Annotated in this window: 25 protein-coding genes; all 25 read left to right on the plus strand. The window is 66.1% G+C overall.

Features of this window, described 5'->3' with window-relative positions:
* Positions 1 to 309, plus strand: coding sequence for a 30S ribosomal protein S10 (rpsJ, locus tag ACZ50J_RS03980; RefSeq protein ID WP_114930053.1), 309 nt, complete (start codon positions 1 to 3; stop codon positions 307 to 309).
* A 20-nt stretch (positions 310 to 329) separates the two neighbouring features.
* Positions 330 to 995 carry a 50S ribosomal protein L3 gene (gene rplC / locus ACZ50J_RS03985; RefSeq protein WP_464299985.1) on the plus strand — a complete coding sequence of 222 codons (666 nt, stop codon included), beginning with the start codon at positions 330 to 332 and terminating at the stop codon, positions 993 to 995.
* A complete protein-coding gene (gene rplD / locus ACZ50J_RS03990) occupies positions 992 to 1,939 on the plus strand; it encodes a 50S ribosomal protein L4, sunset domain variant (RefSeq protein ID WP_464301309.1) in 948 nt (315 codons plus the stop codon). The genes rplC and rplD overlap by 4 nt, the downstream gene beginning before the upstream one ends.
* A gap of 8 nt (positions 1,940 to 1,947) precedes the next feature.
* A complete protein-coding gene (rplW, locus tag ACZ50J_RS03995) occupies positions 1,948 to 2,247 on the plus strand; it encodes a 50S ribosomal protein L23 (protein WP_464299986.1) in 300 nt (99 codons plus the stop codon).
* A gap of 39 nt (positions 2,248 to 2,286) precedes the next feature.
* On the plus strand, positions 2,287 to 3,123 hold the full coding sequence (gene rplB / locus ACZ50J_RS04000; protein ID WP_464299987.1) for a 50S ribosomal protein L2: 837 nt from the start codon (positions 2,287 to 2,289) through the stop codon (positions 3,121 to 3,123).
* 3 nt (positions 3,124 to 3,126) lie between these two features.
* Entirely contained in the window at positions 3,127 to 3,408 is a 282-nt protein-coding gene (rpsS, locus tag ACZ50J_RS04005; protein ID WP_464299988.1) for a 30S ribosomal protein S19, read from the plus strand.
* Between the two features lies 1 nt (position 3,409).
* Positions 3,410 to 3,808: a 50S ribosomal protein L22 gene (rplV, locus tag ACZ50J_RS04010; RefSeq protein WP_464299989.1), complete on the plus strand. Its 399-nt coding sequence runs from the start codon at positions 3,410 to 3,412 to the stop codon at positions 3,806 to 3,808.
* Entirely contained in the window at positions 3,808 to 4,653 is an 846-nt protein-coding gene (rpsC, locus tag ACZ50J_RS04015) for a 30S ribosomal protein S3 (RefSeq protein ID WP_464299990.1), read from the plus strand. Before rplV ends, rpsC begins: the two co-directional genes overlap by 1 nt.
* A complete protein-coding gene (rplP, locus tag ACZ50J_RS04020; RefSeq protein WP_188839012.1) occupies positions 4,653 to 5,072 on the plus strand; it encodes a 50S ribosomal protein L16 in 420 nt (139 codons plus the stop codon). The genes rpsC and rplP overlap by 1 nt, the downstream gene beginning before the upstream one ends.
* The gene (rpmC, locus tag ACZ50J_RS04025; RefSeq protein WP_464299991.1) at positions 5,072 to 5,314 is read left to right on the plus strand and encodes a 50S ribosomal protein L29; all 243 of its coding nucleotides are present in this window, start codon (positions 5,072 to 5,074) and stop codon (positions 5,312 to 5,314) included. The genes rplP and rpmC overlap by 1 nt, the downstream gene beginning before the upstream one ends.
* Positions 5,311 to 5,595, plus strand: a complete 285-nt coding sequence (gene rpsQ / locus ACZ50J_RS04030; protein WP_464299992.1) for a 30S ribosomal protein S17 — start codon at positions 5,311 to 5,313, stop codon at positions 5,593 to 5,595. Before rpmC ends, rpsQ begins: the two co-directional genes overlap by 4 nt.
* Positions 5,596 to 5,728: 133 nt before the next feature.
* Positions 5,729 to 6,097, plus strand: a complete 369-nt coding sequence (gene rplN, locus ACZ50J_RS04035) for a 50S ribosomal protein L14 (RefSeq protein WP_188839009.1) — start codon at positions 5,729 to 5,731, stop codon at positions 6,095 to 6,097.
* Between the two features lie 2 nt (positions 6,098 to 6,099).
* Positions 6,100 to 6,450: a 50S ribosomal protein L24 gene (gene rplX, locus ACZ50J_RS04040; RefSeq protein ID WP_464299993.1), complete on the plus strand. Its 351-nt coding sequence runs from the start codon at positions 6,100 to 6,102 to the stop codon at positions 6,448 to 6,450.
* A 1-nt stretch (position 6,451) separates the two neighbouring features.
* Complete coding sequence (rplE, locus tag ACZ50J_RS04045) at positions 6,452 to 7,021, plus strand: 50S ribosomal protein L5 (RefSeq protein ID WP_464299994.1); 570 nt, start codon at positions 6,452 to 6,454, stop codon at positions 7,019 to 7,021.
* A complete protein-coding gene (locus tag ACZ50J_RS04050) occupies positions 7,021 to 7,206 on the plus strand; it encodes a type Z 30S ribosomal protein S14 (protein ID WP_325548882.1) in 186 nt (61 codons plus the stop codon). Before rplE ends, ACZ50J_RS04050 begins: the two co-directional genes overlap by 1 nt.
* Before the next feature lie 135 nt (positions 7,207 to 7,341).
* Positions 7,342 to 7,740 carry a 30S ribosomal protein S8 gene (gene rpsH, locus ACZ50J_RS04055; protein WP_325548925.1) on the plus strand — a complete coding sequence of 133 codons (399 nt, stop codon included), beginning with the start codon at positions 7,342 to 7,344 and terminating at the stop codon, positions 7,738 to 7,740.
* Positions 7,741 to 7,766: 26 nt separating this feature from the next.
* Entirely contained in the window at positions 7,767 to 8,306 is a 540-nt protein-coding gene (gene rplF / locus ACZ50J_RS04060; protein WP_464299995.1) for a 50S ribosomal protein L6, read from the plus strand.
* A 3-nt stretch (positions 8,307 to 8,309) separates the two neighbouring features.
* On the plus strand, positions 8,310 to 8,684 hold the full coding sequence (gene rplR, locus ACZ50J_RS04065) for a 50S ribosomal protein L18 (protein WP_464299996.1): 375 nt from the start codon (positions 8,310 to 8,312) through the stop codon (positions 8,682 to 8,684).
* A 34-nt stretch (positions 8,685 to 8,718) separates the two neighbouring features.
* Positions 8,719 to 9,381, plus strand: a complete 663-nt coding sequence (gene rpsE / locus ACZ50J_RS04070; RefSeq protein WP_464299997.1) for a 30S ribosomal protein S5 — start codon at positions 8,719 to 8,721, stop codon at positions 9,379 to 9,381.
* Positions 9,381 to 9,563, plus strand: a complete 183-nt coding sequence (gene rpmD, locus ACZ50J_RS04075) for a 50S ribosomal protein L30 (protein WP_188839002.1) — start codon at positions 9,381 to 9,383, stop codon at positions 9,561 to 9,563. The genes rpsE and rpmD overlap by 1 nt, the downstream gene beginning before the upstream one ends.
* On the plus strand, positions 9,563 to 10,021 hold the full coding sequence (rplO, locus tag ACZ50J_RS04080; RefSeq protein ID WP_464299998.1) for a 50S ribosomal protein L15: 459 nt from the start codon (positions 9,563 to 9,565) through the stop codon (positions 10,019 to 10,021). The genes rpmD and rplO overlap by 1 nt, the downstream gene beginning before the upstream one ends.
* A gap of 282 nt (positions 10,022 to 10,303) precedes the next feature.
* Complete coding sequence (gene secY / locus ACZ50J_RS04085) at positions 10,304 to 11,623, plus strand: preprotein translocase subunit SecY (RefSeq protein WP_464299999.1); 1,320 nt, start codon at positions 10,304 to 10,306, stop codon at positions 11,621 to 11,623.
* A complete protein-coding gene (locus ACZ50J_RS04090) occupies positions 11,624 to 12,199 on the plus strand; it encodes an adenylate kinase (RefSeq protein WP_464300000.1) in 576 nt (191 codons plus the stop codon). It abuts the gene before it with no gap.
* Entirely contained in the window at positions 12,196 to 13,041 is an 846-nt protein-coding gene (gene map, locus ACZ50J_RS04095; protein WP_464300001.1) for a type I methionyl aminopeptidase, read from the plus strand. Before ACZ50J_RS04090 ends, map begins: the two co-directional genes overlap by 4 nt.
* A gap of 27 nt (positions 13,042 to 13,068) precedes the next feature.
* Positions 13,069 to 13,224, plus strand: a complete 156-nt coding sequence (locus ACZ50J_RS04100) for a hypothetical protein (protein ID WP_464300002.1) — start codon at positions 13,069 to 13,071, stop codon at positions 13,222 to 13,224.
* The last annotated feature ends 194 nt before the right edge of the window (positions 13,225 to 13,418 follow it).

The following is a 13,418-nucleotide window of genomic DNA, read 5'->3' on the forward strand; positions in this document are numbered from 1 at the left end:
ATGGCGGGACAAAAGATCCGCATCCGACTGAAGTCGTATGACCACGAAGTCATCGACAGCTCGGCGCGCAAGATTGTCGACACGGTGACTCGTGCCGGTGCAACGGTGGTCGGCCCTGTGCCGCTCCCGACGGAGAAGAACGTTTACTGCGTCATCCGTTCACCGCACAAGTACAAGGACAGCCGCGAGCACTTCGAGATGCGTACCCACAAGCGACTGATCGACATTGTTGACCCGACCCCGAAGGCCGTCGACTCGCTGATGCGTCTCGACCTTCCGGCGGACGTCAACATCGAGATCAAGCTCTGACCTGGGAGGAATGACTCGATATGACACACACCACTGAGCGTTCCGTGAAGGGTGTTCTGGGCGAGAAGCTCGGAATGACCCAGGTCTGGGACGAGAACGGCCGGCTCATCCCGGTCACCGTCGTGCAGGCCGGCCCCTGCGTCGTCACCGCCGTCCGCGGCGAGACCGAGGGCTACCACGCGGTGCAGATCGGCTTCGGCGCGATCGACCCGCGCAAGGTCAACAAGCCGCTGACCGGCCACTTCGAGAAGGCCGGCGTCACGCCGCGTCGTCACCTCGCCGAGATCCGCACCGCTGACGCCGCCGAGTACCAGCTCGGTCAGGAAGTCACCGTGGAGACCTTCGAGACCGGCCAGGTCATCGACGCAGTCGGCACCACCAAGGGCAAGGGCTTCGCCGGCGTCATGAAGCGTCACGGCTTCCACGGCGTCAGCTCCTCCCACGGTGCACACAAGAACCACCGCAAGCCGGGTTCGATCGGTGGCTGCGCCACCCCGGGCCGCGTCTTCAAGGGCATGCGTATGGCGGGCCGCATGGGCGGCGAGCGCCAGACGACCCAGAACCTCACGATTCACGCCATCGACGCCGACAAGGGTCTGTTGCTGATCAAGGGTGCCGTTCCCGGTCCCCGTGGCGGCATCGTCCTGGTGAAGACCGCGGCGAAGTCGTCCGTCAAGGAGGCCTGAGCCAGATGACGACCGTTGACATCAAGAGCGCCACTGGCGCCAAGGCGGGCACCATCGAGCTGCCGGCCGAGATCTTCGACGTGCAGACCAACGTCCCGCTGATCCACCAGGTCGTGGTGGCGCAGCTCGCGGCAGCACGTCAGGGCACCCACTCCACCAAGACCCGCGGCGAGGTCCGCGGTGGTGGTCGCAAGCCCTACCGCCAGAAGGGCACCGGCCGCGCCCGTCAGGGTTCGACCCGCGCCCCGCAGTTCGCCGGCGGTGGCACCGTGCACGGTCCGAAGCCGCGCGACTACGCGCAGCGGACCCCCAAGAAGATGAAGGCCGCCGCTCTCCGTGGCGCCCTGTCCGACCGGGCCCGTCACGACCGCATCCACGTGCTGACTTCCCTGGTCGAGGGCAACACGCCCTCCACCAAGGCCGCGGCCGCGGTGCTGGGTGAGCTCACCGAGCGCAAGAACCTCCTCGTGGTGCTCAGCCGCGACGAGCAGGCGGCGCTGCTGTCGGTGCGCAACCTCGCGGACGTGCACATCCTGTTCGCCGACCAGCTCAACACCTACGACGTGTTGTGCGCGGATGACCTGGTCTTCTCGCAGGCTGCGCTGGAGCGCTTCCTCGCCGGCCCGGCCGCCGCAGGCAAGGCAGCATCGGTCAAGGAATCGGCTCCGGTCGAGACCGCCGCGACCGAGGCAGCCTCCACCGAGGTCGCCGACGGTGGCTTCGGCGCCGACTCGGCAGCTCCGCTGGCCGACGGTGCCTCGCCGGACCCGAAGACCTTCACGGTCAAGGGCAACAAGGACTCGATGAAGTACCACGTCGCCGGCTCCCGTTGGTATGACGCCACGGTCGCCGAGGTGTGGTTCAAGACGGCCGAGGCCGCCGCTGCTGCTGGGTTCGCCCCGGCCGGTGGTGCTGCCGCGCAGCAGACCGATAAGGACAAGTGATTCTCGCCATGACGCAACTGGGTAAGAACCCGCGCGACATCTTGATCGCGCCGGTCGTCTCGGAGAAGTCCTACGCGTTGCTCGACGAGGGCAAGTACACCTTCATCGTCGACCCGAGCGCGAACAAGACCGAGATCAAGATCGCCGTCGAAGAGATCTTCGACGTCAAGGTCGACTCGGTCCACACGTTGAACCGTCAGGGCAAGACGCGCCGGACCCGCTTCGGCACCGGCAAGCGCAAGGACACCAAGCGCGCCATCGTCTCGCTCAAGGAAGGCGCGATCGACATCTTCGGCTCGCAGGCCTGAAGAACGATCGCCCCAAGACAAGACTCCTAAGGACAGACAATGGCTATCCGCAAGTACAAGCCGACGACGCCGGGGCGTCGTGGCTCGAGCGTGGCCGACTTCGCTGAGGTCACCCGCTCGACGCCCGAGAAGTCGCTGGTGCGTCCGCTGCCCAAGACGGGCGGCCGCAACGCGTCGGGTCGCATCACGACTCGTCACATCGGTGGCGGTCACAAGCGTGCCTACCGCGTCATCGACTTCCGTCGCCTCGACAAGGACGGCATCCCGGCGAAGGTCGCTCACATCGAGTACGACCCGAACCGCACCGCCCGCATCGCCCTGCTGCACTACGCCGACGGCGAGAAGCGCTACATCATTGCGCCGAACCGCCTTCGCCAGGGTGACGCGATCGAGAACGGTCCGGGCGCTGACATCAAGCCCGGCAACAACCTGCCGCTGCGCAACATCCCGACCGGTACGGTCATCCACTGCATCGAGCTGCGGCCCGGTGGCGGTGCGAAGATCGCCCGTTCGGCCGGTGCGCGCGTTCAGCTCGTCGCCAAGGACGGCCCCTACGCCCAGCTGCGTATGCCGTCCGGTGAGATCCGCAACGTCGACGTCCGCTGCCGCGCGACGGTCGGCGAGGTGGGCAACGCCGAGCAGAGCAACATCAACTGGGGCAAGGCCGGCCGCATGCGCTGGAAGGGCAAGCGCCCGACCGTGCGTGGTGTCGCGATGAACCCGGTGGACCACCCGCACGGTGGTGGTGAGGGCAAGACCTCCGGTGGACGTCACCCGGTCAGCCCGTGGGGTCAGGCCGAGGGCCGCACCCGTCGCCCGAAGAAGGAGAGCGACAAGCTCATCGTGCGTCGCCGTCGTACTGGAAAGAAGCGGTAAGAAATGCCCCGTTCATTGAAGAAGGGCCCCTTCGTCGACGACCACCTCCAGAAGAAGGTGGACGCACAGAACGAAGCCGGTACCAAGAACGTCATCAAGACCTGGTCCCGCCGGTCGATGATCACTCCCGACATGCTCGGTCACACGCTGGCCGTGCACGATGGTCGCAAGCACATCCCGGTCTTCGTGACCGAGGCGATGGTCGGCCACAAGCTCGGCGAGTTCGCACCGACCCGGACCTTCAAGGGCCACGAGAAGGACGACCGGAAGGGACGGCGTCGCTGATATGTCCACGACAGAGAACACCAACCCGACCGTGGGTGCCAAGGCGCAGGCGCGGTTCGTCCGCATCACGCCGATGAAGGCCCGCCGCGTCGTCGACATGGTGCGCGGCAAGAACGTCCAGGAGGCGATCCACCTGCTCACCTTCGCGCCGCAGGGTGCGAGCGAGCAGGTCCTCAAGACCCTCAACAGCGCTGTCGCCAACGCCCGCCAGAAGGCGGACCAGGCGTCGGTCGCGTTCGACGAGCGTCTGCTGGTCGTCACCGAGGCGTATGTCGACGAGGGCCCGACCATGAAGCGGTTCCGTCCCCGTGCGCAGGGTCGCGCGAGCCGGATCCTCAAGCGGTCGAGCCACATCACGCTGCACGTTGCACAGCCCGAGCGAAAGGACGGTGGCCGGTAATGGGTCAGAAGGTCAACCCGAACGGTTTCCGTCTCGGCATCACGACCGAGCACAAGAGCCGTTGGTTCGCGGACTCGGCCAAGCCGGGTCAGCGTTACCGCGACTACGTCAAGGAAGATGTTGCGATCCGCGGTCTGATGTCGACCGGCATGGAGCGCGCCGGCATCAGCAAGGTCGAGATCGAGCGCACCCGTGACCGCGTGCGTGTCGACATCCACACCGCTCGCCCGGGCATCGTCATCGGTCGCCGCGGCGCCGAGGCCGACCGCCTGCGCGGTGCGCTGGAGAAGCTCACCGGCAAGCAGGTTCAGCTGAACATCCTCGAGGTCAAGAACCCCGAGGTCGACGCTCAGCTGGTCGCGCAGGGCATCGCCGAGCAGCTGTCTGCTCGCGTGAACTTCCGTCGCGCGATGCGCAAGGGCATGCAGACGGCCGAGCGCGCGGGTGCCAAGGGCATCCGAGTGATGGTCTCCGGCCGTCTGAACGGCGCCGAGATGAGCCGCACCGAGTTCTACCGCGAGGGTCGTGTGCCGCTGCACACGCTGCGCGCGAACATCGACTACGGCTTCTACGAGGCCCGCACCACCTTCGGCCGCATCGGCGTGAAGGTCTGGATCTACAAGGGTGACCTGACCGCCAAGGAGTTGGCGCGTGAGCAGGCTGCCGCACCGAGCCGCCCGGCACGGGGTCGTCGTGACGACCGTCGTGGTGGTGGCCCGCGTGGTGGCGGTCGTCGCGACGCGGCTCCTCGCTCCGCCGACGCTCCGGTGGAGGCACCGGTCGCCCAGGACGCCGTCGCTGCAGCCCCCGAGGGTGAAGCGACCAAGCAGGGAGAGCAAGCCTGATGTTGATTCCCCGTCGTGTGAAGCACCGCAAGCAGCACCACCCCAAGCGCGGTGGAGCCGCCAAGGGTGGCACCGCTGTGTCGTTCGGTGACTACGGCATCCAGGCGCTGGAGCCGGCATACGTCACCAACCGGCAGATCGAGTCCGCTCGTATTGCCATGACTCGCTACATGAAGCGTGGCGGAAAGGTCTGGATCAACATCTACCCGGACCGTCCGCTGACCAAGAAGCCGGCCGAGACCCGCATGGGTTCCGGTAAGGGTTCGCCCGAGTGGTGGGTCGCCAACGTCAAGCCGGGTCGGATCATGTTCGAGCTGTCCGGTGTTCCCGAGGAAGTTGCTCGTGAGGCACTGCGCCTGGCGATGCACAAGCTGCCGATGAAGTGCCGCTTCGTCGCGCGTGAAGGTGGTGACCTCTGATGGCAGTGGGTTCGAAGGACCTGACCGCAGCCAAGCTGCGCGAGATGGACGACCAGGCACTGGCCGACGAGCTCGGTAAGAGCAAGCAGGAGCTGTTCAACCTGCGCTTCCAGTCGGCCACCGGCCAGCTGGAGAACAACTCGCGGTTGCGTGCGGTCCGCAAGGACATCGCCCGCATCTACACCGAGTTGCGCGAGCGTGAGCTCGGCATCGGTCGCGCGCAGGAGAAGGCCGAAGCATGAGTGAAGAGAGCAAGGAAGCAACCGTGACCGAGCGCAACGATCGCAAGACGCGCCAGGGCTACGTCGTCAGCGACAAGATGACCAAGACCGTGGTCGTCGAGGTCGAGGACCGCGTCAAGCACGCGCTCTACGGCAAGGTCCAGCGCAAGACCGCCCGCGTCAAGGCGCACGACGAGCAGGAGTCCTGCGGCGTCGGCGACCGCGTCCTGATCATGGAGACCCGACCGCTGTCGGCGCAGAAGCGCTGGCGCGTCGTCGAGATCCTCGAGAAGGCCAAGTAATCGTTCGCGGGGCATGGGCGGAAACGCCCGGGCCCTGCGCACCACCGCGGTGACACCGTCACCGCACTGACACCACATCCGTTCCGCAAGGCTCGTCACAGGCGAGAACCAGTGAGACGACAGGAGAAGAAACGTGATCCAGCAGGAGTCGCGACTGCGCGTCGCCGACAACACCGGTGCCAAGGAGATCTTGTGCATCCGTGTGCTCGGTGGCTCGGGACGTCGCTACGCCGGCATCGGTGACACCATCGTGGCGACCGTCAAGGACGCCATCCCGGGCGGCAACGTCAAGAAGGGCGATGTCGTCAAGGCCGTTGTCGTGCGCACCCGCAAGGAGAAGCGCCGTCCGGACGGCAGCTACATCAAGTTCGACGAGAACGCTGCGGTCATCCTCAAGACCGACGGTGATCCTCGTGGCACGCGCATCTTCGGCCCGGTGGGCCGCGAGCTGCGTGACAAGAAGTTCATGAAGATCATCTCGCTCGCGCCGGAGGTGCTCTGAACATGGCAGGCAAGCCGAAGATGAAGATCAAGAAGAACGACCTGGTCCAGGTCATGTCCGGCAAGGACAAGGGCCTGCAGGGCAAGGTCATCTCGGTGGACCCCGAGCGCCAGCGTGTGCTGGTCGAGGGTGTCAACCGGATCACCAAGCACGTGAAGGCCGGTCAGCCGGGCGGCGGTGCCGGTGGCATCGAGGTCACCGAGGCTCCGATCCACGTGAGCAACGTGATGATCGTGGACCCCGAGACCAAGAAGCCGACCCGCATCCGCATCCGCGAGGAGCAGGTGGAGCGCAACGGTCGGACCAAGACCGTGCGCACCCGCGTGTCGGTGCGATCCGGAAAGGACCTCTGAGATGACTGCGACCAGCACTGAGAAGGTCATGCCCCGTCTCAAGGAGCGCTACCACTCCGAGATCAAGGGCAAGCTGCAGGACGAGTTCACCTTCGCCAACGTGATGCAGGTTCCGACGGTGACCAAGGTCGTCGTCAACATGGGTGTCGGCGACGCCGCCCGGGACTCCAAGCTGATCGACGGCGCCATCAAGGACCTGGCGGCCATCACCGGTCAGAAGCCGGCCGTGACCAAGGCCCGCAAGTCCATCGCGCAGTTCAAGCTGCGCGAGGGTATGCCGATCGGCGCGCACACCACGCTGCGCGGCGACCGCATGTGGGAGTTCCTGGACCGTCTGGTGTCCATCGCACTGCCCCGCATCCGCGACTTCCGCGGCCTGTCGGGCAAGCAGTTCGACGGCAACGGCAACTACACGTTCGGTCTGACCGAGCAGTCGGTCTTCTACGAGATCGACCAGGACAAGATCGACCGCGTCCGGGGTATGGACATCACGGTCGTGACCACCGCGAGCACCGATGACGAGGGCCGCGCTCTGCTGCGCCACCTCGGATTCCCCTTCAAGGAGAACTGATGGCCAAGAAGTCCCTGGTCAACAAGGCCAACAAGAAGCCGAAGTTCGCCGTGCGCGGTTACACCCGCTGCCAGCGCTGCGGACGTCCGCACTCGGTCTACCGCAAGTTCGGCCTGTGCCGGATCTGCCTGCGCGAGATGGCGCACCGGGGCGAGCTGCCCGGCGTCACCAAGTCGAGCTGGTGAAGTCGGTATGGCGAGGGTTCGCCTTCGCCATACCAGCGCAGCCAGCGCACCCTGCATAAACCACGTAACAACTACACCGAAGGTCCGCATCCGGCAACGGGGCAGAAACCACGGTGAGAAGGGCAAGTGCCCACCATGACCATGACCGACCCGATCGCGGACATGCTGACCCGCGTGCGGAACGCCAACTCGGCGCACCACGACGCGGCGACCATGCCGCACAGCAAGCTCAAGGCGCACATCGCCGAGATCCTCCAGGCGGAGGGTTACATCTCCGGCTTCCGCGTCGAGGGCGAGGGCGTCGACAAGACGCTCACCATCGATCTGAAGTACGGCCCCAACCGGGAGCGCTCCATCGCCGGCGTCCGCCGCGTGAGCAAGCCCGGCCTGCGGGTCTACGCCAAGTCCACCAACCTGCCGAAGGTTCTCGGCGGTCTCGGCGTTGCCATCCTTTCCACTTCGTCCGGCCTGCTGACTGACAGGCAAGCGGCGAGCAAGGGCGTTGGCGGGGAAGTCCTCGCCTACGTCTGGTGACCCGGAACAGATAAGGAGATAGACAGATGTCGCGTATTGGACGTCTTCCCGTTCCGGTGCCCAGCGGTGTCGAGGTGACCATCAACGGCCAGGCCGTGTCGGTCAAGGGCCCCAAGGGCCAGCTCGAGCTCACTGTGCCGGAGCCGATCACCGTCGCCAAGGGCGAGGACGGTGTGATCGACGTATCGCGCCCCAACGATGAGCGCGACTCGCGGTCCCGCCACGGACTGACCCGCAGCCTCATCAACAACATGGTCGTTGGTGTGACCGATGGCTTCACCAAGAAGCTGGAGATCCACGGAACCGGTTATCGCGTGACCGCCAAGGGTTCGGACCTCGAGTTCGCTCTCGGCTACAGCCACTCGATCCTGGTCAAGGCTCCCCAGGGCATCACCTTCGCGGTCGAGAACCCCACCCGGTTCTCGGTCAGCGGTGTCGACAAGCAGCAGGTCGGTGAGGTTGCCGCCAACATCCGCAAGCTGCGCAAGCCCGACCCGTACAAGGCAAAGGGTGTTCGTTACGAAGGCGAGCACATCCGCCGCAAGGTCGGAAAGGCTGGTAAGTAAGCCATGGCAAAGATTGTGAAGCGTTCCACGAGCAAGGCTGCGGCCCGCGCTCGTCGCCACTTCCGGTTGCGCAAGCGTGTCACCGGTACGGCGCAGCGTCCCCGCCTGGTCGTCAACCGCTCCTCGCGTCACGTGTTCGTGCAGGTCGTCGACGACACCGTCGGCAAGACCGTCGCGTCCGCGTCGACCATGGAGGCGGACCTGCGTGCGCTCGACGGCGACAAGACCGCCAAGGCCCGCAAGGTCGGCGAGCTGGTTGCAGAGCGTGCCAAGGCAGCCGGTGTCGAGGCAGTCGTCTTCGACCGCGGCGGCAACAAGTACGCCGGTCGGGTCGCCGCCATCGCGGACGGTGCCCGGGAAGGTGGACTGACTCTCTGATGACCACGTTCAATGTCGAAATGAGGAAGCACTGATGCCTGGACCCCAGCGTCGAGGCGCTGCCGGAGCCGGCAGCAGCTCGAACAACAACGAGAACAACAACCGTCGCGGCGGTCGGGACAACGACCGCGGTGGTCGCCGCGGTGGCGACGACCGTAACCAGTACCTGGAGCGCGTCGTCACCATCAACCGTGTGTCCAAGGTTGTGCAGGGTGGTCGCCGCTTCAGCTTCACCGCGCTCGTCGTCGTCGGTGACGGCCAGGGCAGCGTCGGTGTCGGCTACGGCAAGGCCAAGGAAGTTCCGTCCGCCATCGCCAAGGGTGTCGAGGAGGCGAAGAAGTCCTTCTTCCGCGTCCCGATGATCGGCGGCACCATCCCTCACCCGGTGCAGGGTGAGGATGCAGCGGGCGTCGTCCTGCTCCGTCCGGCCAGCCCCGGTACCGGTGTCATCGCCGGTGGCCCGGTGCGCGCCGTCCTGGAGTGCGCCGGCATCCACGACGTCCTGTCCAAGTCGCTCGGCTCGGACAACGCGATCAACATCGTGCACGCGACCGTCACCGCGCTGAAGGGCCTCGAGCGCCCGGAGGCCGTTGCGGCCCGTCGCGGTCTGCCGCTGGACCAGGTTGCCCCGGCCCGGATGCGTTACGCGATGGCCGAGGCCACCGCCGCCGCGCAGAACGACAAGGCAGGTGCCTGATGGCGAACACGTTGGTTGTGACGCAGATCCGTTCGGAGATCGGTGGCAAGCCGCAACACCGGGAGACCTTGCGGTCGCTCGGCCTGAAGCGGATCGGTCACACGGTCGAGAAGCCGGACAGCCCGGAGTTCCGTGGCATGGTTCGCGCGGTCGCCCACCTGGTGACCGTTGAGGAGAAGTGATGGCTGAAGAGAAGACGCACGCACTGAAGGTGCACCACCTGCGTCCTGCTCCCGGTGCCAAGACCGCGAAGACCCGTGTGGGTCGCGGTGAGGGCTCGAAGGGCAAGACCGCCGGTCGCGGCACCAAGGGAACGAAGGCGCGCTACCAGGTGCCCGAGGGCTTCGAGGGTGGCCAGACGCCGATCCACATGCGACTGCCGAAGATGCGGGGCTTCAAGAACCCGTTCAAGGTCACGTACCAGGTTGTCAACCTGGACAAGATCTCGGCACTGTTCCCCGACGGTGGCGACATCACCGTCGAGGACCTGGTCGCCAAGGGCGCGGTCCGCAAGGGCCAGCCGGTCAAGGTGCTCGGCACCGGCGAGATCACCGTCAAGGTGAACCTCTCCGTGCAGAAGTTCTCCGATTCGGCCAAGGAAAAGGTCGAAGCGGCGGGCGGCACCCTGACCAGTGTCTGATCCGCACGCGTAAGCGCTCCGCGGGAACGACGGGACAGCACGTCTCGTTGTTCCCGCGGAGCGTTTCGCATATATCGGGCACCGGCGGGAGGCTTTGCGTATCCCAACGGCTCTCGCGCAGAACCGGCCAGGTAATCTCTGGCACCGAATAAACTTCAGCCAGCTCAACACGTGCCTCCACCGAACGGTGTGGGCCCGGCCGGCTCGAGGGTCCGCACCGGACCTGCCGGCACTTGTCACGGCCTACCTTCTCCCGCGGAGGTTCGCCCAGGAGGACTCACGTTGTTCAACGTCTTCGGCCGCGCGTTTCGCACGCCCGAGCTGCGGAACAAGATCTTGTTCACGCTGGCTATCGTCGCGGTGTTCCGGCTCGGATCGCACATCCCGGCCCCCGGCATCAACTACTCCCAGGTCCAGGCCTGTCAGAAGGGCGCGGGCCAGCAGTCGCTGCTCGGCCTGGCCAACCTCTTCTCCGGTGGCGCGCTGCTGCAGCTGTCGATCTTCGCGCTGGGCATCATGCCCTACATCACCGCGACGATCATCGTGCAGTTGCTGACGGTCGTCATCCCGAAGTTCGAGCAGCTGAAGAAGGAAGGCCAGTCCGGCCAGACCAAGATGACGCAGTACACGCGTTATCTGACGATCGGTCTGGCCATCCTGCAGTCCTCGACGCTGGTCACCGCGGTGCACAACAACCCGCAGTCGATCCTGGGCAACGGGCCGGCGTGCGGCAACATCATGACCGACGGTGCGATGCCGACGCTGATCATCATGGTGCTGACCTTCACCGCCGGCACCGGCCTGATCATGTGGCTCGGTGAGCAGGTCACCGAGAAGGGCGTCGGCCAGGGTATGTCGATCCTGATCCTCGTCTCGGTCGCCGCCCGGGTGCCCTCGGAGATCTGGTCGATCCACAACCAGGGCTGGGGCAAGTTCTTCATGGTGGTCCTGATGGGCCTGGTCATCCTGACCATCGTGGTCTACGTCGAGAACTCCATCCGCCGCCTGCCGGTGCAGTACGCCAAGCGGATGATCGGCCGGCGGATGTATGGCGGCACCTCCACCTACATCCCGCTCAAGGTCAACATGGCCAACGTCATCCCGATCATCTTCGCCAGCTCGTTGCTGTCGTTGCCGGTGATGGTCGCGCAGTTCACCAACCCGCAGGGCGGTAGCAAGGCGCCGGCCGGATGGGCCGAGTGGATCTTCAACAACCTCGGCAAGAGCGACCACCCGTCATACATGATCGTCTACACGATCCTGATCCTGTTCTTCACGTTCTTCTACGTGTCGATCACCTACCAGCCCGACGAGGTCGCGGACGGGCTGAAGCAGTCCGGGTCGTTCATCCCGGGCGTGCGCGCCGGTAAGGCGACCTCGAAGTACATCAACTACGTGCTGTCCCGCATCACCGTCGGCGGCGCGATCTACCTGGCGATCCTGGCGCTCATCCCGCTGATCGCGCTGGCCCTGGTGGGGACCAACCAGAACTTCCCGTTCGGTGGCGCCTCCATCATCATCCTCGTAGGTGTCGGTCTCGATACCGTCAAGCAGATCAACTCCAAGCTGCAGCAGCATCACTACGAAGGGTTCCTGAGATAAATGCGCCTCATCATTCTGGGTCCGCCTGGTGCGGGCAAGGGCACGCAAGCCGAGCGGATCACCGGATCTCGGCGCATCCCGCACATCTCGACCGGCGACATCTTCCGGGACAACATTCGACGTGAGACTCCGCTCGGCAAGCAGGTCAAGGGGATCCTCGACGCCGGCGGTTACGTCACCGACGAGATCACCAACGAGATCGTGGCCGACCGGCTGGCCGCTGACGACGCACGGGACGGCTTCCTGCTCGACGGCTACCCGCGCACGGTCGCGCAGGTCGAGGCGCTCGACGAGCTGCTCGCCGGTTGGGGACAGCAGCTGGACGCGGTGCTGGAGCTGCAGGTCGACGACCAGGAGCTCGTCGCGCGACTGGTGAAGCGCGCGGAGACCAGCGGCCGCACCGATGACACCGAAGAGGTCATCCGCGAGCGGCAGCGCATCTTCCGTGAGGAGACCGCACCGCTGGTGCGGATCTACTCCGAGCGCAACCTGGTGGTCCCGATCGACGGTGTCGGCGACCTGGACGAGGTGACCGAGCGCATCGACGCCGCGCTGGACGGACTCGCGACCGCGTGATACTCGGCCGGGAGCGGTTGCCGGTCAAGACGCCGGAGCAGATCCTGCTCATGCGCCGGGCCGGGCTGGTCGTCGGGGAGTGCCTCGAGCTGCTGGCCGGCTCGGTCCGCGCCGGTATGACGACGCGCGACCTCGACACGGTCGCCGAGGAGTTCATCCGCGGGCACGGCGGCATACCGAGCTTCCTGGGCTACTACGGCTTCCCGGGCACGTTGTGCGTCTCGGTGAACGACGAGGTCGTGCACGGGATCCCGGGCGACCGGGTGCTGCACGACGGTGACCTGGTCTCGATCGACTGCGGCGCGATCGTCGCCGGCTGGCACGGGGATGCCGCGATCACGGTGGTCGTGGGCGGGGACGACGCCGGACACGACGCCGACCTGCAGCTCTCCGCAGCCACCCGCCGGGCGCTCTGGGCAGGCATCGCCGCGTTGCGTCCGGGCATCGGCATCTACGACATCGGCGGCGACATCGAGGACTCGGTGCGCAGCAGCGGCCGCGCCGACGATCGTGACTACGGCATTCTCGACGGCTACACCGGCCACGGCATCGGCACCGAGATGCACATGGAGCCCACCGTCTACAACGAGCGGGTGCGGCCACACGGTCCGCGGGTGCGGGTCGGTGCAACCGTCGCGGTCGAGCCGATGCTGACACTCGGCACCCACGAGTCCCATGAACTCGCGGACGAATGGACCGTTGTCACGAACGACGGTGCACGTGCGGCTCATTGGGAGCACACTGTTGCAGTGACCGATGGCGGCCTCTGGGTGCTGACTGCAGTTGATGGGGGAGCCGCCGAGCTCGGCAGGGTCGGTGCGACCTACGCCCCGATCGAGTAGCCGGGCGCAACCGAAGGGGAAGAGCGCATGGCCGACGCACCGCAGAAGAAGAACAAGCCGGACGAGCCGACCGGGCCCAGCCCGGACGGATGGGCCGCGTGGGGGAAGACGGACTCGTCGCCGCTGAAGCCGGTCGCCGAGAAGCCGACGGAGGCCCCGGAGACCGACGCGACCGGAAACTGAGCCGGAACAGCCTGCAGCCGACACCGACATCCGGAACGACCGTGCTGTCGGCTGCAGGCTGAACAGCGGGCGCGGAGCCGAGAGTGCTCCGTTCCCGCCGATTTGGGGCGTGCGGGGTCGACGGGTAGACTGACCTGTCGGGTCTGGAGTGTCTGCTTGCCCGGACACGGTCCGCCCGCCATCCACATCGGGGG

Source organism: Flexivirga sp. G2 (assembly GCF_055397625.1).